The organism is Kitasatospora sp. NPDC096140, assembly GCF_040303045.1.
GTDB lineage: Bacteria > Actinomycetota > Actinomycetes > Streptomycetales > Streptomycetaceae > Kitasatospora.
This window is the reverse complement of record NZ_JBEOUW010000001.1, coordinates 207,791-225,463: the sequence shown is the minus strand read 5'-3', so window position 1 is coordinate 225,463 and position 17,673 is coordinate 207,791. Positions and strand designations below refer to the sequence as shown.

Sequence of the window (17,673 nt, the reverse complement as noted above, 5' to 3'; positions counted from 1 at the left end):
GACGTGCACGACGTGACGACCACAACCTGACGTACGCACCACAACGCGACGTGAACAACGTCGCACCAGAGGAGGAGAGTTGACCGAGAACGTGCTCCGCGTGGGCATCGGCGGGCCGGTGGGCTCCGGCAAGACGGCGCTGATCGAGGCGCTCGTCCCGGTGCTGATCGCGCGCGGCCACCGCCCCGCCGTCGTCACCAACGACATCTACACCCAGGAGGACGCCCAGCACGTGCGCCGCACCCTGGCCGGGCTGCTGGACCCGGAGCGGGTGGTCGGCGTGGAGACCGGCGCCTGCCCGCACACCGCCGTCCGGGACGACCCGACGATGAACCTCGCGGCCGGCGCCGAACTCCTGGAACGCTTCCCGGACGTCGACACCCTGCTGTTCGAGTCCGGCGGCGACAACCTCACGCTGACCTTCAGCCCGGTGCTGGTCGACCTCTTCCTGTTCGTCCTCGACACCGCCGAGGGCGAGAAGATGCCCCGCAAGCGCGGCCCGGGCATCACCGAGTCGGAGCTGCTGGTCATCAACAAGATCGACATCGCCCAGTACGTCCGCGCCGACCTCGGCATCATGGAGTCCGACGCCCGCCGGGTGCGCGAGGGCGGCCCCGTGGTGCTCACCAACTGCCTGACGGGGGAGGGGCTGGAGGAGATCGCCGCGTTCCTGGAGACCTTCCGGAAGGTGCCGGCGTGACCGGGGCGCGGTCGCGCGTCGCACCGCCGGCGGTGCCCCGACTCGACCCCCGGCACTACGAGCCCGCCCGCGTCCCGTACGAGGTCCGCCGCCACGCCGGGACGCCCGACACCCTCGCGGTCGGGCGCCCCGGCAAGGTCGGGCTGCTGGAGCTGGCCTTCGAGCGGATCGGCGGACGCACCGAACTCACCGGCCACTACCAGAAGTCGCCGCTGCAGATCATGCGCCCGCTGTACTTCGACCCGGCCCGCCCCGACCTCGCCGTCACCTTCCTGATGTCCACCGGCGGCGGCATCCTGCAGGCCGACCGGCTGCGCACGGACGTGCGCTGCGGCGCCGACACGGCCGTCCACCTCACCACCCAGGCGGCCACCAAGGTCTACCGGATGGAGCACGACTACGCGACGCAGCTCCTCTCCCTGGCGGCCGGCCCGGGCGCCTACGTCGAGTACCTGCCCGAGCCGGTGATCCCCTTCGTCGACTCCCGCCTCTACCAGCGCACCGTCCTGACCGTCGACCCGGGAGCGACGGTGCTGGCGAGCGAGACGGTGCTGGCCGGCCGCCTCGCGCGGGGCGAGCGCAACGCCTACCGGGTGTTCGCCTCGGACCTCGAAGTGCGCCGCCCGGACGGCCGTTTGGTGGCCCTGGACACCGTACGGCTGGAACCCGCGCGCTCCGGCGGCGGGTCGGGGGCGGGCGTCGGCGGTGCAGGCGGTGGCGGTGGTGGAACCGGCGCTGGTGGTGCAGGCGGCGTCGGTGGTGGAACCGGCGTCGACGGTCCGGCCGTGCTGGCCGGCCACGACGTGATGTCCAGCCTCTACGTCCTCACCCCGCTCGCGCCGCCCGCGCTGGTCGCGGACGCCCTGCACGAGGCGCTGGCCGGCTCCGGCCTGCTGTACGGCGTCAGCGTGCTACCGGAGGACAGCGGCGCCTGGCTGCGCCTGCTCGGCTCGGACACCCGCGCCTGCGCGGCCGCGCTGCGCTCGGCCTGGGACGCGGTGCGCCGGCTGCTGATCGGGGCCCCGGCGCCGGAACTCCGCAAGACCTAGGAGGCGGCCGGGGCGTCGTCGCTTCCCGTCAGGCGGGCGATCTGGCGGTGACTGAGCTCCACCGTGCGGTTCATGTGCCGCAGCAGGAAGGCGAGTTCGTCCTCGCTGTCGTCGGCGAAGGCGGCCGCCCAGTCGGCGCCCAGGGTGCGCCACACCGCTCCGAAGCGCTCCAGCGCCTCGGGGCGGACGGCGACCAGGACGCGGCGGCGGTCGGCCTCGTCCCGCCGGCGGGCGACCAGGCCGGCCTTCTCCAGGCGGTCGACCAGCCGGGTGGCCGAGCCGCTGGTGAGGCCGGTCAGCTCGGCGATCCGGCCGGTGGTGACCGGGCCGTCCTCCAGGGTGAGCAGGTTGAGGCACTGGACGTCGGTGGGGTGCATGCCGAGATGGTCGGCGACGGCCTGGTTGAACAGCACGTAGGAGGCCAGGTAGCGGCGCGAGACCGGCCACAGCCGTGCCATCAGTTCGTCGCGGGTCGTCATGGGGGAAGGGTAACCGGCCGTCCGTCGGCGGCAGCCCGCCGGATAATTGGTTGCGTGACGCAGACATCTCTTTCTATGTTGTCTGCATGACGCAGATAAATGGCCTTCCCGAGTTCCCTGAGGTCTCCGAGTTCCCCGGGTTCCCCGAGGTCTCCGAGCTCCCCGTCGCCGTCACCGGCGCCACCGGCGCCCAGGGCGGTGCCACCGCCCGCGCCCTGCTCCGCGCCGGCCGTCCGGTCCGCGCCCTCACCCGCGACACCGGATCGCCGGCCGCCGCCCGACTCGCCGCGCTCGGCGCCCACGTGGTGCACGCCGACTTCGACGCCCCGGCCACGCTGGCCGCGGCACTGGACGGCGCGGGCGCGCTGTTCGCGATGTCCACCCCGTTCGGCACGGACCTCGACACCGAGGTCCGCCAGGGCATCGCCCTGCTCGACGCGGCGGCCGCCGCCGGTGCGCGGCACGTGCTCCTCACCTCCGCCACCAACGCCGACCGCTCCACCGGTATCCCGCACTTCGACTCCAAGCAGCGCATCGAACAGCACCTGGCCGGCCTCGACCTGCCCTGGACCGTCATCGGCCCGGCCGCCTTCCTGGACAACTACGGCAACGACTGGACCCTCCGGTCCCTGCGCGAGGGCGTCTTCCACCTCCCCATGCCGTCCGGCGTCCCCATCCCGGTGATCGCCGTCGAGACCATCGGCGCCTTCGCCGCCCATGTCCTCACCCACCCCGACGCGTACGCGGGCCGCCGGATCGACATCGCCTCCCAGTGGTGCACCGGCGATCAGATCGCCGCCGCGATCGCCGCCGCCAGTGGACGCCCGATCCGCTGCGAGGAGGTGCCGCTGACCGTCGTCGAGACCTACTCCGAGGACCTCGCCGCGATGTTCCGCTACTTCCAGGAGTCCGGCCTCGACATCGACACCGACGGCCTGCACGCCGCCCACCCGGACATCGACTGGCAGCCGCTGGAGGCCTGGGCCGCCGCCCGGACGTGGGACCTCTGACGGGTACCGTGGCGGGATGGCCCGCAGGACACCGCGCAGGATCCACGTCGACGGCCGCGACTACCGCTGGACCGTCCGCTCCCGGGACGCCGGGCACGTCGTGGTCCGGGTCTGGCCGGACACCCCCGAGTGCGCCGGGCGTTGCGCGGGCTCCGAGGACGCCGACAGCCGCAGCGGCTCCGAGGACGCCCGTGGCCGGAGCCGCAGCCGCCTCGGCCGCACCGGGGGCGCCGGCCGCCCGCTGGAGGTCACCCTCCGCTTCGACGACCCCTGGCTCCACTACGGCGTCCTGCTGACCGCCCCCGCCGAGCGCATCGCCGAGGTCTTCCAACTCGCCCCGGTCACCCCCGCCCTGACCGCCGCCCTGGTCCGGGCCGGCCTCGCCGCCGGCTGGCGGCCCGAGCAGCAGGGCGCGCCACGGCGCTTCACCATGGACGGCGGGCCGGCCGACTTCACGCTCCACCGGGAGGAGTGAACGGCCGACGGGCGCCGGGAAGTGCACCGTACGAGCCGGGTGCCTTCGCGCCAACCTGACGGCACGGCATCGGTGCTGCTCGGCGGCGGTGCCGAGGCGCTCCGCCGGGAGTCGGCCGGAGTGTCGGGTGTCCGGTTCCGGACGGTGCGGTCGTGCGTGTGCCGAGGAACCGCTGCTACATCGAGGGACGGGGTCGGCGGCGCACCGGGCGCCGTCCCCCGCTCGGGAGGCGCAGTGGCAGGCCGGGACGACCGGGTCTTCGTACGGGCACACCTCCGCCGTCGGCCGCGACCGGGCGGCGGGGCCGCCCCACGGGGCAGCGGCTGGCTCATCGCCGGGGTGGTGGCGGCACTGTGGCTCTGGAGCCGCTTCGTCGGGTTCTCCGACACCCCGCCCGCCGCCCCACCGCCGACCCCGGCGGCCACCGCCGTGCCGGGGGCGGTGTCGACCGGCGCGCCGCCCGCGTCCACGGCTGCCACGGCCTCCGCGCCAGCGTCCGCGCCAGCGTCCGCGTCCGCGTCCACGGCCTCCGTGCCCGCCGAGATCGGCGCGCCCTGATGGCCCGCGCCGTCCGCGTCCGCCGCCCGCGCGGTGCGGGGGAGCGGCTGGGCGCCGCCCTGGTCGCGGTGGCGGCCGCCGTGTTCGTCGTCGGCGTGCTCCAGTCGCTGCTGCGGTCCTGGGTGTTCCTCGCCGTGGTCTCGGCCGGCTGCCTGCTGTCCGCCGCCCGCGGTCCCGCCCTCGACCGGTCGCGGACCAGGCGGCTCGCCGCCCTGCGGATACCGCTGGCCACCGTCGACGCCATGGACGACCGGGCCTTCGAGTTCGCGCTGCGCGACCTGCTGGTCCGGGACGGCTGGAGCGCGCGGCAGGTCGGCCGGCACGGCGACCAGGCGGCCGACGTGATCGGCCACCACCCGCGGCTCGGCCGCATCGTGCTGCAGGCCAAGCACACCAGGGTCGCGGCCAAGGTCGGCGTGCACGTGATGTACCAGGTGAAGGGCACCGCCGGCCCGGCCCACGGCGCCGACGTGGCCGTGGTGGTGACCAACGGCGGTCTGACCCGGGACGCCAAGGCCTGGGGCGACCGGCACGCCGTCCACTGGCTGGACCGGGCGCGGCTGGCGGCCTGGGCGGAGGGCGGGGTGCCGCTGGAGGAGGTGCTGCGGCTCAGGCGCACGCGGAGGTGAGGCGGGCGACGGCGGCCAGGCCGGACCGGGCGGCGTCGCGGACGGCCTGCTCGGTGTCCGCGGCCGCCGCGTGCTCCAGGACGGTCCGGGTCCCGGGCCGGTCGGGCCACTGCCAGGCGAGCATGGTCAGCGCCCGGCGGCGCACCTCCCGGCCGGGATCGTCCTGCGCCCGCGCGTGGACGACGGACTCGGCGTCGTCGGGGGCGAGCACCGCGTAGTGGCCCAGTGCGGCGCCACGGACTCCCTGGTCCGGGTCCGCCGTGGCCCGGTCCAGGAGGAGCAGCACCGTCTCGGGGTGCGAACCCCGGTACTGGGCCAGGAGGTTGACCGCCTTCAGCCTCAGTTCGGAGTTCTCCGGGCCGGTTGCGAACCGGGTGAGCAGTTCGACGGTCGCCGGGTTGTCGGCGTCCAGGTGGGCGAGGCCTTCGAGGGCGCGGCGGCGGGTGCTGGGGCTGCGGTCGTGCAGCGCCCGGTCGTGCAGCACCGGCAGGACGGCCCGGGTGTCGGTCCGCCGGCGCGCCAGTTCGCGGACGGCGGTCTCCCGGACGCTGATCTGCAGGTCGCCCGCCGCGCGGTCGAGGAGCAGCGGCAGCACCTCGGGGTGCGCGGGCCAGGACCGGGCGAGGGACTGGAGGGCGTCGCACCGGACGGACCCCGTCGTGCCGTTGGCGGCGAGGTCCAGCAGCTGCACCGGGTCGCCCGCGGCACCGGGAAGCGTGGTCATGGGCGGGATGTCGACCACGTCGCGGCCGACGAACATCGGCGTGGCCAGGGCCGCCTCGACCTCCGGCAGCAGTGGCACGACGTCCGGGTGATCGGGCCATCCGTCCGCCAGCTCGAACAGCACCCTCATCCGGAGCGGGAAGAAGGACTGCTCGGCCGCGATCGCCAGCAGCGCCGGCACGATGCCGGGATGAGCGCTCCACCGGCGGGCCAGCGCGGTGACGGCGGCGTGCGTGTTGTCCCCGGGGCCGAACGCGGCGAGGGCCAGGGAGGTCTCGATGTCGGTGTGGAGGGCGACCGCCACGGTGACCCTCGCGCTGGTCGACGAGGCGAACTGCCCGTGCAGGTGGAACCAGCGGAGGTAGCGCTCGCGCCCCGTCCAGCCGGGAACCGCGCTCAGCGCGGCCAGCGGGGCCAAGAGCGGATCGGTCCTGAAGGCCATGGTGGTGTACCCCGCGAGGCGGCCGGTGAGGCCGTCGATCGCCCGGTCGCTCTGGGCCCGCAGCAGTCCGACCTTCCGCACCTCGGCCAGGGACCGGATCGCCAGGACCAGTGAGGTGTCGTCGCCCCGGTCGAGCAGGTGGTCGATCGCCGTCGCCGCGTCGTGCTCGCTCAGGTGGTTGACCACCAGCAGGAGCACCTCGTGCCACGCCGGGTCGTCGGCCCTGCGCGCGAAGACCTCCTCGATCAGGCCCTCCGGCGTCCACTCCCGCTGCACGGTGTAGCGGTGGACGATGTCCTCCGCCGCCAGGTGTTCCAGGAACGCGCGGTGCACGAAGCCGTACACCTCGCCGCCGTACCTCGCCAGGATGAAGTTGCGCTCGCGCAGCTGGTCCCGCAGGGCGCGGGCCGCGGCGAGGCACTGGTGCACCGGGAGCCCGAACTGGCCGAAGTAGTCCCGGAAGACGCACTCCAGCTCCTCGGCGTGGATGTGGTTGCCCGCGATGCCTCCGGTGCCCTCCTGCATCCGGCGGGCGAGCAGGCGCAGCAGTTCCAGGCGCTCGCGGTCGTCGAGGAGGTCGATGGCCTCGGCGGCGCCGGGCTTCAGCGGGGTGCTCAGGTGCTTGGTGTCGCGGTCCCAGTGGGCGACCAGGACCCGGACGGCGTGCTCGTAGACGCCCCGGCGGTCCCTGGGCAGGGTACGGCGCCGGCCGATGATCGCGAGGACGGTCAACAGCAGGGGATTCCCGGCGAGTTCGCGGATCGGCCGGGAGGCGTCCACCGCGTCGGTGATGCGTTCGACCAGCCGGGCGGCGAGTTCGGGGTCCGTCGGGCAGGCGATCGCGTACCAGCGGCGGGCGAAGTCGGCGATCCGGCCGTGGTCGAGGTCCTGCAGCATGAAGTGCGTGAAGCCGGCGCCGCCGAGGACCGCGCGCTGGTAGCCGATGACCCGCGAGGTGACGACGACGCGCGCCCGCTCGTAGCGGGCCGCGAATGCGGCGATCCGTTCGGCGGTGGCGGCGCGCACCCCCGGGTCGAAGAGCTCGTCGAGGCCGTCGAAGACGATCACCACCCGGCCCTCGTCGAGGAGCCGCAGCAGTTCGGGCCGGGGGAGGGACATCCCGGCGACGCGGTGGCGGTGGTCGAGGAAGTCCTCGAACGTGCCGTCGCGCCAGTGCCCTTCGGCGTACTGGCGCAGTTCGACCACCAGCGGCACCAGCCCGTCCAGCGGGGCGAGCGGCCCGGCAGCCCCCTGGCAGAGGGTGAGGGCCAGGTACCGGGCGAGGGTGGACTTCCCGGAGCCGGGGTCGCCGAGCAGGACGACCCGACGGCCGCGCGGTCCGGTCAGGACGGACAGCGCGTCCTCGGTCGGCCGGTCCAGGTAGTCGTCGCACAGCTGCTCGACGGCCGGCCGGCCGAGCCCGGGCGGGAGCGCGCCCCCGGCGAACTCGCCGTACACCGCCAGCCGTTGGACCAGTTCACGGGGCAGCTCCACCGGCGGCGGGTCCTCCCGGACCTGCGGGGTGACGAACACCTCCCGCAGCTCCACGGCCGGGTGCTCGCCCTGCTCGGACAGCGGGGTGAGCACCTCCAGGTCCAGCCGGCCGTACGTCTCCCGCACCCGGCGGGCGTACGCGGCGCAGGCAGCCGCCGTCGACCCGGCGCTGACCTCCGGCCCGCCGGCGCGGGTCAGATTGATCGTCCCGGCCTGGTAGACGTCGCCGGTGATCGTGTCGACGGTGACCCGGTTGACCGCCGAAACCTCAGGATCCCCACCCATGCCGCCTAGGCTAGCCGCTCCACGAACTTCCGTTGCCACGGCGTCTCGACGGCGTGCCGGCTGTAGTGCTCGCGCACGTACGCGACCGCCTCCGCCGCCGGGACGCCGTCCAGCACCGCGATGCAGGCGAGCGCGGTGCCCGTGCGGCCGCGCCCGCCGGCGCAGGCGAGTTCGACCCGGCCGGTGGCGGCGCGCTCCCAGGCCTCGCGGAAGGCGTCGGCCGCGTCCGCGCGGTCGCCGGGCAGCCGGAAGTCGGGCCAGCGCACCCAGCGGTGCTCCCACGCGATGCCCTTCGGCGGCCGGCCCAACAGGTAGAGGCCGAAGGTGGGTCGGGGCCCGGGCGGCAGCGGGAGGCTCAGGCCGCGGCCGCGCAGCAGGCGGCCGGAGGGCAGGCGCAGCAGACCGGGGGTGCCGGGCGCCCAGGAGGTCGGCGGCCCGGCGGGGTCGGCGGGGTCGGCGGGGTCGGCGGGGAGGGTCGGGTCGGAGGTGTCGGAGGTGTCGGAGGCGTCGGCCGGGTGGGTCGGGTGGGTCGGGTCGGTCATGTGGTGGCTCTCCGGGGAGTCGGCTGCCGTGCGGCGCGGGTGGGGCGGGCGGGGCGGGGTGCGGGCGCCCGGCTCAGGACGCCACGTACAGGCCCAGCGTGCCGCCCGGCATCCCGGCGCGGTGGGCCAGGGCCGCCGCCTCGCCGCGCGAGGCCACGCCCAGCTTCGCCAGGATGTTGGCGACGTGGAACTTCACCGTCGACTCGCTGATGTGCAGCGCGGCGGCGATGTCGCGGTTGCGCCGGCCCTGGGCGAGCTGGTCGAGGACCTCCGACTCCCGCGGCTGGAGGCCGTCCAGGGGGTCGGTGGCGAGGGCGGGCTCGGGGAGGGCGAGCGGCAGGTCGACCGTCACCGTGGTGCCCCAGCCGGGGACGGCCTCGACGGTGCAGCGGCCGCCGAGCGCGGTGATGCGGTCGGCGGTGCGGTGCACGGCGAGGGCGTCGGCGGCCAGCACGCCCAGGCCGTCGCCGCGGACCACCGACCGCAGGGCGGCGCCGTCCGGGGTGAACTGCCAACTGACGTGCAGGCGGCTCGGCTTGTCCTGCTCCAGCATCACCAGGACGGCCACCCGGACGGCGTCCCGGGCGGTGTGCGCGGCGTCCGCCGGGACGGAGCGGCCGGCCTCCGCCGGGGGCGCCGCGTCCAGGCGCACCCGGGTGTGCCGCAGCAGCGGGCGCAGCTCCCGGGCGAGCCGGGCGAAGGCCGCGTCGGCCGGCTCCTCGCTGAGCGTGCGGTCCAGGTCGGCACCCCGGCGCAGGTCGAGCAGGGCGGTGACGGCCAGTTCGGTGGCCGTGCGGCGCGCCGTCGCGTCGTCCAGGTCGGGCGATCGCAGCGGCGCCAGGATGGCGCTGAGCGCCGCGCTGTGGGTGCCGGTGAACTCGGCGATCGCCCGCGCGCGGGCGTTGGCGGAGGCGCGGGAGGCCGCCGCGTGCTTGGGGCCCGCGTCGGTGGCGCGGTGGTCGGAGTGGGCGATGACCAGGTCCCACAGCTGCTGCAGGACGGCGAGGGCCCCCGGCGCCACGGGGTCGGCGTTCGCCCGGACGAGCACCAGGACGGCGCCGTGGCCGGCGCCCGGTGCGGGGCCGGCGCCCGACGTGCCGCCGTCCGGGCTGCTGCCGCCGCTGCCGCTCGGGGCCGGGGTCGTGCTGCTCGGGGCCGGGGTGATGCCGCTCGGGGCCTGGGTGGTGCTGCTCGGGGCCGGGGTGATGCCGTTCGTGGTCGAGGTGGCGCCGGCCACGGGTGGGGCGCCGCCGCCCGTGCTGGTCGAGACGACGACCACCGGTCGGATGCGGCCCGCGAGTTCGGCCTCGCCCTGCCAGGGCCGGCCGGCCGAGGTGGTCGCGGTGGTGCGCTCGGCCAGTCGGGACAGCTCCAGGCTGCTGACCCCCTCGGTCAGCTCCGGCAGGCCGTACGCGTACGTGGGGGAGAGCGTGCACACGCCGCTGAGCTGGGCGACCGCCACGTGCGGCACGAGCGTGCCGAGCATCGTGGAGAGGCGCAGCAGGAGTTCCGGCCGCGGCGTGCGCAGCACCTCCACGGCCCGCGCCAGCGCGTCCTCGGGGCGGCCCCAGGCCTCCCGCCACCCCTCGTCCGCGCCGCCGGCACCGCCCGTGCCGATCTGGTCGTCCCTGCCGCTCGTCCCGCGCACGCCGTCCACACCATCCATGCCGTCGAGCCTAGTCCGGTCGCGATCGGATCCGCCTGGCCGTTCGGACAGGTCGAACCGTCCGAACGGGCAGGGTCCCGGGCCAGGGCCCCGGGACCACGATGGGAACCGTCGGAAGTGCCACATCACCGAAACCCCGAGGAGCTTCCATGACCAAGGCGATCGCCTTCCACGAGTACGGCGGCGCGGACGTGCTGCGCCCGATCGACATCGAGCTGCCCGCCCCCGGCCCCGGCCAGGTGCGGGTCGCGGTCCGCACGGTGGGTGTCAACCCGCTGGACCACAAGGTGCGCAGCGGCGCGATGGCCGACTTCTTCCCGGTCGTCTTCCCGGCCGTGAACGGCTACGAGGTGGCCGGTGTGGTGGAGACCGTCGGTGAGGGCGTGAGCGGATTCGCGCCCGGCGACGAGGTGTTCGGCGCCGTGATGGGCGGCGGCTACGCCGAGCACGTGCTGGTGCCCGCCGAGATGCTGGGCCACAAGCCGGCCTCGCTCGGCTGGGAGGAGGCCGCGGCGATCCCGGTGGCGGCCGAGACCGCCGAGCGGGCGCTCGACATCCTCGGTGCGCGGTCGGGCGAGACCCTGCTCGTGCACGGCGCGGCCGGCGGGGTCGGCACGGTGCTCCTGCAGTTCGCCCGGGCGCGCGGGATCACCGTGATCGGCACCGCGAGCGAGGCCAACCACGACCACCTGCGCGAGCTCGGCGCGATCCCGGTGACGTACGGCGAGGGCCTCGCCGAGCGGGTGCGGAAGGCCGCCCCGGGCGGGGTGGACCGGGCCCTGGACGCGGTCGGGCAGGGCGGGGTGCTGCCGCTGTCCATCGAGCTGACGGGCGGTGCGGACCGGGTCCTGACCATCGCCGACTTCGCGGGCGCGCAGCAGTACGGCGTCCGTGTCTCCGGCGGCGGCGAGGTCGAGTTCCACCACCAGCGGGCCTACGCCGCCGCGCTCGCCCTGCACGAGGCCGGGACGCTGCGGCTGCCGCTGCACCGGGTGTTCCCGCTGGCGGAGGCGGCCGAGGCGCAGCGGGTCAGCGAGCGGGGGCACCTGCGCGGCAAGATCGTCCTCACGGTCTGACGCCGGGTCCGGCGGCCGCCCGTACCCCGGCGCTCGCGCACTTGTGCGGAGCGGCAGGTACCGGTCCCCCGAAATGGACCCGGGGTGCGGCCGGAGGCGTGGGACCGGGGGCGCGGGTGCCGGGTGCGGGCGGCAACGGCGTTTGGCAGTCCGGCCGTTGACCTCGCAGTCGGCCCTTCCCCGGGGCGGGCCGCCCGGCGACGCTCCGGCGCCGAGGCGCGCCGCGACGTCGTAGGGCGGAACGCCGACGCGCCGACCGTGCGCGGCGGCGGAAGCCCGGCTTCCACCCGCTCCGGTCGGTAGAGTCACGCCCATGGTGATGGTGGACGCGGCGGGAAGCCCTGCGACCGGTCGGCTGGCCGGCCGCTCCTGCGTGGTGACGGGTGCGGCGAGCGGCATCGGACGGGCCGTCGCCGAGCGGTTCGTCGGCGAGGGCGCGGCGGTCGTCGCCGCCGATGTCGACGCCGCGGGGCTGGGCCGGCTGGCCGGGCAACTCCCCGGCGCCGTCAGCACGGTGGTCGGCGACGTGGCCGACGACGAGGACGCCCGCCGGATGGTCGCGGCCGCCGTCGAGCGGCACGGCCGACTGGACGTCCTGGTCGCCAACGCCGGGGTGATCCCGCTGATGGAGATCACCGAGGCCACCGCGGAGGACTGGGACCGCGTGATGGCCGTGGACGGCCGCGGCATGTTCCTCACCTGCAAGTACGCGATCCGGGCGATGACCGCCCAGGAGCGGCCGGGCGGCGCGATCGTCTGCCTCTCCTCGATCTCCGGCGAGGCCGGCCAGCGCGGCCAAGCGGTGTACGGGCCCGCCAAGTTCGTCGCCTCCGGCCTCACCAAGCACCTCGCCGTCGAGTGGGCCGACCGCGGCATCCGGGTCAACGCTGTCGCCCCCGGCACCATCACCACCGAGCGCGTCGCCCGTCTGCGCGACGAGCCCGGCGGTCCCGAGTACCTCGCGGCGATCGAGAAGCTCCACCCGATGGGCCGCCTCGGCGCCCCGGACGAGGTCGCCGCCGCCGTCCTCTTCCTGGCCTCCGACGACGCCTCCTTCATCACCGGTGCCGTCCTGCCCGTCGACGGCGGGTACCTGGCGCAGTAGCGCCCGCGCGGAGCCGCCCCGCCGGGCAGCCCACCCGGTTTGCGGGGTCGGTCGGGTGGCCCGTGTGGCCGCGCGGACGGTCGGGCGGAAACCCGGTGGCGTGCGCCGCCGCGCCGTGCTGGAGTGAGCGGATGGATCACGACGAGGTGCTCGCCCTGTTCGACGAGCGAATCCGGCGCAACGCACAGTCCGACGGCCCCGGTGTCCGGGTCGAGCACGACGGCGCGGTGGTGCGGCTGGTGGGCGGGCCGGGCGACTGGAACGGCGTGGTGTGGTCCGGCCTGGACGAGGCCGGGGCGGACGCGGCGATCGCCGCGCAGGTGCGCCACTTCACCGAACTGGGCCTGGAGTTCGAGTGGAAGGCCTACTCCCACGACCGCCCTTCGGACCTCGGGCAACGGCTGCTCGCGGCCGGCTTCGAGCCCGAACCGGACGAGGCGCTGATGGTCGCCCGGATCGCCGACCTGCCGACCGAGGTGGTCCTTCCCGAAGGCGTGCGGCTGCACCCGGTGACCGACCCGGCCGGGGTGGACCTGATGGTGGAGGCCCACGCCCAGGCCTTCGGCACCGACCTCCCGGGCCTGCGCGAGCGGATGCTCGGCCACCTCCGGCACGGCAGCGACACCGTCAGCATGGTCGTCGCCCTGGCCGGCGACCGCCCGGTGTCTGCGGCCCGGATGGAACTGAACCCCGGCACCGGCTTCGCCGGCCTCTGGGGCGGAGGCACCGCCCCCGACTGGCGCGGCCGGGGCATCTACCGCGCCCTCGTCGCCCACCGCGCCCGCGTCGCCGCCGACCACGGCTACCGGTACCTCCAGGTCGACGCGAGCGACGACAGCCGCCCCATCCTCCAGCGCCTCGGCTTCGTCCGGCTGAGCACGACGACGCCGTACGTGTACCGGCCGTAGGGCCCGGTCCGCGGCGCGGGCGTCGGATCGCGGATCTCCCGGCCGCCGGGCCGGAGGCCGTGCCGGACGGTGATCCCGGCCCGTGAGCCACTTCCGGTCGTTCCCCCCTGATCAACCACGAGCCAGGTACGGGCTGATCGTTCACGACGGCGGCGGGCGAGCATCGGGATCGACTTCTGTTCCTGGTGCGGACAGCGCCTCCTCGATTCCCGACGGGACCGCTGGTTCGACGAGATGGAGCGCCGCGGGATCGATCCCTCCAAGGACGACGTCCCCGCCGAGTTCCAGGACGGGGCCTGGCTCGGCCACTGGCGGGCGGCGGCGAGGGCCAGTCGGCGGGCGTCGGGGTCGGTGGTCGTGGGCTGCGGCCCGCCGTAGAGGTTGATCACCTCGGCCTGGTGGACGGTGCGCGCCTGTCCGCCGGAGAACCGGTTGGACGTCACGCTCTGCTTCGCCCTGCCCCGGGCATCGTTGTGAACCTCGTCCCGCACGGTTCCTCAGCGTACCGGCGGGGGACGGCAGTTGGACCGCCTGTGCGGAGTGGGACGGCCTCCCCCCGGCTGGGGGTGGGCCCGGCCGGCGCCGGTCATCGGGTGACCGCGAACCGCCCCGGGAACGGCTCCCCGGGCTCACCCGAGAAGACCACCTCGCCCCGGTGCAGCACGTGCACCACGGCCGCCCCGGCGAGCGTGCGCGGCAGCGACTGCGAAGCCAGCACCACCGTGCGGCCGGCGGCGGCGTCCGCCAGCAGACGGGCGTGCAGCCGGGCGGCGACGGCGGGGGCGAGGCCCCGCTCGGGCTCGTCGAGCAGGAGGAACGTCGGCCGGGCCGCCAACGCCCGCCCGACGGCGACCAGTTGCTGCTGGCCGCCGGAGAGACTGCCCGCCCGGCGGTCCAGCAGCGCGGTCAACTCGGGGAAGAGCTCCAGCACTTCGGCCGGGCCCGGGCCGCCCAGGGTCAGGTTCTCGGCGACGGTCAGCGACCCGAACACCCCGCGCTCGGCGGGGACGAGAGCCAGCCCCCGCCGTACCCGCTGGTACACCGACAGCCCGCCGATGTCCCGGCCCCGCCACAGCGCCCGCCCGCCCGACAACGGTACGACCCCGGCCAGGGCGTGCAGCGCACTCGTCCGTCCGGCGCCGTTGCGGCCGAGCAGAACGGTGAGGGCGGCGGAGGGGAAGACGAGGTCGACCCCGTGCAGTGCCTCCAGCGGGCCGTACCGGACCCGGGCGGCGCGGAGCGCGGCTTCGACGGGCATCAGGTCACCGCTCCCCAGACCCGGGTGACCCGGGGATCGGCCAGGACGGTCGCGGTCGGGCCGCCCGCCACCATCCGGCCCTCGGCCATGGCGTAGACGGAGTCCGCGAGTTCGGCGACCAGCTCGACGTCGTGCTCGACCAGCAGCAGCGCCATGCCGCGCCCGGCCAGGCTCCGCAGCACGGACACCAGACGGGCCGTCTGCGCGGCGTCGAGCCCGGCGGCCGGCTCGTCCAGCAGCAGCACCCGGGGCTCGCCCGCCAGCGCCCGCGCCAGCTCCACCAGCCGCAGCACGCCGGTGGGTTGCGCCCCGGCGGGCTCGGCGGCGACGTCCTGCAGCCCGAACAGCCGCAGCGCCCCGGCCGTCCGCTCGGCCACGGCCCGGGCCTCGACCCGCCCACTCCGCCGGGGCCGTCCGGGCCGGTGGGGTCGCTGCTCGGTCCGTCGTCCTGTTGGTCGTTCCGCTCGTCGTTCCGTCCGCTGTTCGGCGCCGACCCGGACGTTGTCGGCCACCGAGAGGGTGGGGAAGACGGCGATCTGTTGGAAGGTCCTCGCCAACCCGAGCCGCACCCGTCGGTGGGCGGGCAACCCGGTGACGTCCCGCCCGCCCAGCAGCACCCGCCCGGCGTCCGGACGCGCGGTGCCGGCGAGGCAGTCGAACAGGGTGCTCTTGCCCGCCCCGTTCGGCCCCACCAACGCCGTGATCCGCCCCGGCAACGCCACCAGGTCCACCCCGGCCACCGCCTCGATCCCCCCGTACCGCCGCACGATGCCCCGGGCGGTGAGCCGGGCAGCGGGGTGGGTGGCGGGGTGGTTTGCGGCGTGGGAGGCGGCGCGGCGGCCATGAGAGTCGCTCATGGCTGTCCGTTCCGTGCGCCGAGGAGTGCCGCTCGGTCAAGGGACGGGCGATGGCATGAGAGTCGCTCATGGCTTGTCGCGCGGGTGGTGGGATGAGTGTTGCTCATGGCTGCTCCTCTGCATGGTCGGCGAGGCGGCATGAGTGTTGTTCATGGCTTGTGACTGGAGGCGGTTGGTAGGTCGACATGAGAGTTGCTCATGGCTGCGGCCTCGCATGGCCGGCGAGGCAGCATGAGAGTTGCTCATGATGCCCGCTCCTCGCCGGCCTGCCGCGCCGCGATGGCCGCTCGTACCCGGCGTCCCGTCGGGGTGAGGCGGGTCGGCGGGAGGGGCGGGGGTTGGCGGCCGTCGCGGCGGGGGTGCAGGGGGAGGGAGGCGAGACCGCCCGGGAGGCGGCCGATGACGGCGGCGAGGGCACCGACGGCGACGGCGGAGACGCCCGCGACGGTGCCGGCGTCGAGGCCGATGAGGAGGGCGGCGGCCAGGACGGCGGCGAGGGCGCTGTCGGCGCCGGCGACGACGACGGCCGCGAACCAGAGGAGCCCGCGCACCGGGTCGAAGTCGGCGGGGTCGAAGGCGCGTCCGGCGAGGCCGATCAGGCCGCCGCCGAGGGCGGCGAGCGCCGCGCCCGCGACGAAGGCGAAGAGCTTGAGGCCGGGGACGTCCACACCCGCCGCGACCGCGCCCGGTTCGTGGTCCCGCATGGCGGTCAGGGCCCGGCCGAGGCGGCCCCGGTGCAGAGCGCGTACGGCGAGCAGGCCGAGGCCGAGGAGCAGGAGTTCGGCGAGGTAGAAGACACGGTCGCCGGCCAGGAAGGACGGGCGGTCGAGGACCAGCCCGGTGGTGGCGTACGGCTGCTGGAAGACGAAGCGGCTCATCGCCATCCCCACCGCGAAGGTGACCAGGGCCAGGGCGAGCCCGCGTCGCCGGATCGCGGGCCAACCGGTGAGTAGGCCCAGTGGCGCGGTGGCGAGGACCGCGATCAGCAGCGCGGGTACGGAGGGCATGGCCGGGATGCCGGGGATGCGGCCGGACATCAACAGCGCCGTGCCGAGCGCGCCGAGGCCCGCGTAGCCGGCCTGGCCGAGCGAGATCTGCCCGCCGTAGCCGGTGACCACGACGATGGACAGCAGCACGAGCGCGAGCGCGGGGACGAGCAGGGCGCTGCGCAGGTCGTTGCCGCGGAAGCCGAGCGGCAGCAGGAGCAGCACCAGGCAGACGGCCCCCGCGAGCCGTCCGCCCCCGCTTCCGGCACGGCGCAGGTCCAGCGGCGCCGTGCCGGCCCGGTCCCCGCCGGTGCGTGGCCCGCCGGTTCCCGGTCCGCCGATGCGCGGCCCGGCGAGCAGGGCGGTGGCGAGCAGCGCGATCACGAACAGGTTGGACTGCACCGCCTGCACCAGCGGCAGCAGTTGCCCGGACGGGTGCACCCGGGTGAGCTCCGACTGGGCGACGCCGAGGGCCAGCCCGGTGGCGACGGCGACCGGGATGCTCTGCAGCCGGGCGGCGACCGCGACCGCCATGGTCTCCATCACCAGCAGCGGCAGCCCGTACGGATCGAGCAGCAGGTACGGCGCGAGGGCGATGCCGACGAGCCCGGCGGTGAAGGTGCCGAAGGCCCAGCCGGTGGCGGAGAGCCGGTCGGCGTCGACCCCGGCGAGGGTGGCGAGGTGGCGGTCGTCGACGACGGCGCGCAGCTGGAGGCCGAAGCGGGTCCACCGGGTGACGGCGGAGACGGTGAGGCCGAGCACGAGGATGGCGGCGAGCTGGGCGACGGTGTCGGGCCGGAGGCTGTGCCCGCCGGGCAGGTGGATCGGGGTGCCGCCGAGCGGGGAGGGCGCGCCGGCCAGTGGTGCCGGGCCCCACAGCAGCACGGCCACGCCGATGAGCAGCACGAAGACGCCGAGCCCGGCGACCACGGTTTCGGCCGGTCCGGCGCCGCGCCGTTGCAGCGGGCGGTAGACGAGGACGTCGAGCAGCGCTCCCAGCGCGGGGGCGACGACCAGCAGGCAGCAGGCGACGGCAGGCCACACCGGCCAGTGCCGCACCACCACGAGGTCGCGCAGCAGGTAGGCGATGGCCATGGCCTGGGCGCCCTGGGCGATGTTGAGCACGCCGGTGGCGCGGTGGCAGACGACCAGACCGATGCCGCTGAGCGCGGCGGCGCTGCCGACGGTGAGCCCGGCGAGGGCGAGGTCGACGGTGAGGTCGAACGATTCGGTGGCGGCGGTGAGCAGCGCGGTGGCGGTCATGGGCGGTCAGCCGGTCGGCGGGGCGGATTCGCCCGGACGGGTGGTGGGGCCCCGGCCTGCGTCGGGGCCAGGGCCAGGGCCAGGGCCAGGACTTGGGTCTGGGTCTGGGCCGGGACCGCGGCCGGGGTCGGGACCGCGCTCGGGATCGCGACCGGGGCCCGGGTCGGG

16 protein-coding genes are annotated in these 17,673 nt (G+C 75.7%); 9 read left to right on the top strand and 7 right to left on the bottom strand.

Going from position 1 to position 17,673, the window contains the following annotated elements; all coding sequences use genetic code 11:
- Window positions 1–79 precede the first annotated feature (79 nt).
- Window positions 80–700, top strand: a complete 621-nt coding sequence (ureG, locus tag ABT048_RS00950) for an urease accessory protein UreG (RefSeq protein ID WP_350519127.1) — start codon at window positions 80–82, stop codon at window positions 698–700.
- Window positions 697–1,749 carry an urease accessory protein UreD gene (locus ABT048_RS00945; protein ID WP_350519126.1) on the top strand — a complete coding sequence of 351 codons (1,053 nt, stop codon included), beginning with the start codon at window positions 697–699 and terminating at the stop codon, window positions 1,747–1,749. The genes ureG and ABT048_RS00945 overlap by 4 nt, the downstream gene beginning before the upstream one ends.
- On the opposite strand, the gene ABT048_RS00940 is transcribed toward ABT048_RS00945, so the two are convergent.
- A complete protein-coding gene (locus ABT048_RS00940; RefSeq protein ID WP_350519125.1) occupies window positions 1,746–2,228 on the bottom strand; it encodes a MarR family winged helix-turn-helix transcriptional regulator in 483 nt (160 codons plus the stop codon). The genes ABT048_RS00945 and ABT048_RS00940 overlap by 4 nt on opposite strands.
- 86 nt (window positions 2,229–2,314) lie before the next feature.
- On the opposite strand from ABT048_RS00940, the gene ABT048_RS00935 reads away from it, so the two are divergent.
- The 3 genes from ABT048_RS00935 (at window position 2,315) to ABT048_RS00925 (ending at window position 4,900) form a co-directional block, all read left to right on the top strand.
- The gene (locus ABT048_RS00935) at window positions 2,315–3,238 is read left to right on the top strand and encodes an NmrA family NAD(P)-binding protein (RefSeq protein ID WP_350519124.1); all 924 of its coding nucleotides are present in this window, start codon (window positions 2,315–2,317) and stop codon (window positions 3,236–3,238) included.
- Between the two features lie 16 nt (window positions 3,239–3,254).
- A complete protein-coding gene (locus ABT048_RS00930; protein WP_350519123.1) occupies window positions 3,255–3,713 on the top strand; it encodes a hypothetical protein in 459 nt (152 codons plus the stop codon).
- Window positions 3,714–4,270: 557 nt separating this feature from the next.
- Window positions 4,271–4,900, top strand: coding sequence for a restriction endonuclease (locus ABT048_RS00925; protein WP_350519122.1), 630 nt, complete (start codon window positions 4,271–4,273; stop codon window positions 4,898–4,900).
- Here the strand turns inward: ABT048_RS00925 and ABT048_RS00920 are convergent.
- The 3 genes from ABT048_RS00920 to ABT048_RS00910 form a co-directional block, all read right to left on the bottom strand.
- Window positions 4,881–7,844 (bottom strand): NACHT domain-containing protein, encoded by a 2,964-nt coding sequence (locus tag ABT048_RS00920; protein ID WP_350519121.1) that lies wholly within the window; start codon window positions 7,842–7,844, stop codon window positions 4,881–4,883. The two genes, ABT048_RS00925 and ABT048_RS00920, sit on opposite strands and share 20 nt — an antisense overlap.
- Window positions 7,845–7,849: 5 nt before the next feature.
- Entirely contained in the window at window positions 7,850–8,245 is a 396-nt protein-coding gene (locus tag ABT048_RS00915) for a protein-tyrosine phosphatase family protein (protein ID WP_350519281.1), read from the bottom strand.
- A gap of 214 nt (window positions 8,246–8,459) precedes the next feature.
- Entirely contained in the window at window positions 8,460–10,052 is a 1,593-nt protein-coding gene (locus ABT048_RS00910; RefSeq protein WP_350519120.1) for a helix-turn-helix transcriptional regulator, read from the bottom strand.
- A 149-nt stretch (window positions 10,053–10,201) separates the two neighbouring features.
- On the opposite strand from ABT048_RS00910, the gene ABT048_RS00905 reads away from it, so the two are divergent.
- The 4 genes from ABT048_RS00905 (at window position 10,202) to ABT048_RS00890 (ending at window position 13,519) form a co-directional block, all read left to right on the top strand.
- The gene (locus ABT048_RS00905) at window positions 10,202–11,128 is read left to right on the top strand and encodes an NADP-dependent oxidoreductase (protein ID WP_350519119.1); all 927 of its coding nucleotides are present in this window, start codon (window positions 10,202–10,204) and stop codon (window positions 11,126–11,128) included.
- Between the two features lie 313 nt (window positions 11,129–11,441).
- Entirely contained in the window at window positions 11,442–12,233 is a 792-nt protein-coding gene (locus ABT048_RS00900) for an SDR family NAD(P)-dependent oxidoreductase (protein ID WP_350519118.1), read from the top strand.
- 131 nt (window positions 12,234–12,364) lie between these two features.
- Window positions 12,365–13,141 (top strand): GNAT family N-acetyltransferase, encoded by a 777-nt coding sequence (locus ABT048_RS00895; RefSeq protein WP_350519117.1) that lies wholly within the window; start codon window positions 12,365–12,367, stop codon window positions 13,139–13,141.
- Between the two features lie 162 nt (window positions 13,142–13,303).
- Window positions 13,304–13,519 carry a DUF6980 family protein gene (locus ABT048_RS00890; RefSeq protein WP_502893955.1) on the top strand — a complete coding sequence of 72 codons (216 nt, stop codon included), beginning with the start codon at window positions 13,304–13,306 and terminating at the stop codon, window positions 13,517–13,519.
- A 208-nt stretch (window positions 13,520–13,727) separates the two neighbouring features.
- Here the strand turns inward: ABT048_RS00890 and ABT048_RS00885 are convergent, their stop codons facing one another.
- The 3 genes from ABT048_RS00885 to ABT048_RS00875 all read right to left on the bottom strand — a co-directional run bounded on the left by ABT048_RS00885 (window position 13,728) and on the right by ABT048_RS00875 (window position 17,505).
- On the bottom strand, window positions 13,728–14,399 hold the full coding sequence (locus ABT048_RS00885; protein ID WP_350519115.1) for an ABC transporter ATP-binding protein: 672 nt from the start codon (window positions 14,397–14,399) through the stop codon (window positions 13,728–13,730).
- Window positions 14,399–15,256, bottom strand: coding sequence for an ABC transporter ATP-binding protein (locus ABT048_RS00880; RefSeq protein WP_350519114.1), 858 nt, complete (start codon window positions 15,254–15,256; stop codon window positions 14,399–14,401). Before ABT048_RS00880 ends, ABT048_RS00885 begins: the two co-directional genes overlap by 1 nt.
- Before the next feature lie 242 nt (window positions 15,257–15,498).
- A complete protein-coding gene (locus ABT048_RS00875; protein ID WP_350519113.1) occupies window positions 15,499–17,505 on the bottom strand; it encodes a branched-chain amino acid ABC transporter permease in 2,007 nt (668 codons plus the stop codon).
- Window positions 17,506–17,673: the final 168 nt, after the last annotated feature.

What these genes read in the sequence shown, in the direction of transcription:
- ABT048_RS00940 (WP_350519125.1), bottom strand. Translation starts at nt 2,228, where the DNA reads ATGACGACCCGCGACGAACTGATGGCACGGCTGTGGCCGGTCTCGCGC.
- ABT048_RS00935 (WP_350519124.1), top strand. Translation starts at nt 2,315, where the DNA reads ATGACGCAGATAAATGGCCTTCCCGAGTTCCCTGAGGTCTCCGAGTTC.
- ABT048_RS00930 (WP_350519123.1), top strand. Translation starts at nt 3,255, where the DNA reads ATGGCCCGCAGGACACCGCGCAGGATCCACGTCGACGGCCGCGACTAC.
- ABT048_RS00925 (WP_350519122.1), top strand. Translation starts at nt 4,271, where the DNA reads ATGGCCCGCGCCGTCCGCGTCCGCCGCCCGCGCGGTGCGGGGGAGCGG.
- ABT048_RS00920 (WP_350519121.1), bottom strand. Translation starts at nt 7,844, where the DNA reads ATGGGTGGGGATCCTGAGGTTTCGGCGGTCAACCGGGTCACCGTCGAC.
- ABT048_RS00910 (WP_350519120.1), bottom strand. Translation starts at nt 10,052, where the DNA reads ATGGATGGTGTGGACGGCGTGCGCGGGACGAGCGGCAGGGACGACCAG.
- ABT048_RS00905 (WP_350519119.1), top strand. Translation starts at nt 10,202, where the DNA reads ATGACCAAGGCGATCGCCTTCCACGAGTACGGCGGCGCGGACGTGCTG.
- ABT048_RS00900 (WP_350519118.1), top strand. Translation starts at nt 11,442, where the DNA reads ATGGTGATGGTGGACGCGGCGGGAAGCCCTGCGACCGGTCGGCTGGCC.
- ABT048_RS00895 (WP_350519117.1), top strand. Translation starts at nt 12,365, where the DNA reads ATGGATCACGACGAGGTGCTCGCCCTGTTCGACGAGCGAATCCGGCGC.
- ABT048_RS00885 (WP_350519115.1), bottom strand. Translation starts at nt 14,399, where the DNA reads ATGCCCGTCGAAGCCGCGCTCCGCGCCGCCCGGGTCCGGTACGGCCCG.
- ABT048_RS00880 (WP_350519114.1), bottom strand. Translation starts at nt 15,256, where the DNA reads ATGAGCGACTCTCATGGCCGCCGCGCCGCCTCCCACGCCGCAAACCAC.
- ABT048_RS00875 (WP_350519113.1), bottom strand. Translation starts at nt 17,505, where the DNA reads ATGACCGCCACCGCGCTGCTCACCGCCGCCACCGAATCGTTCGACCTC.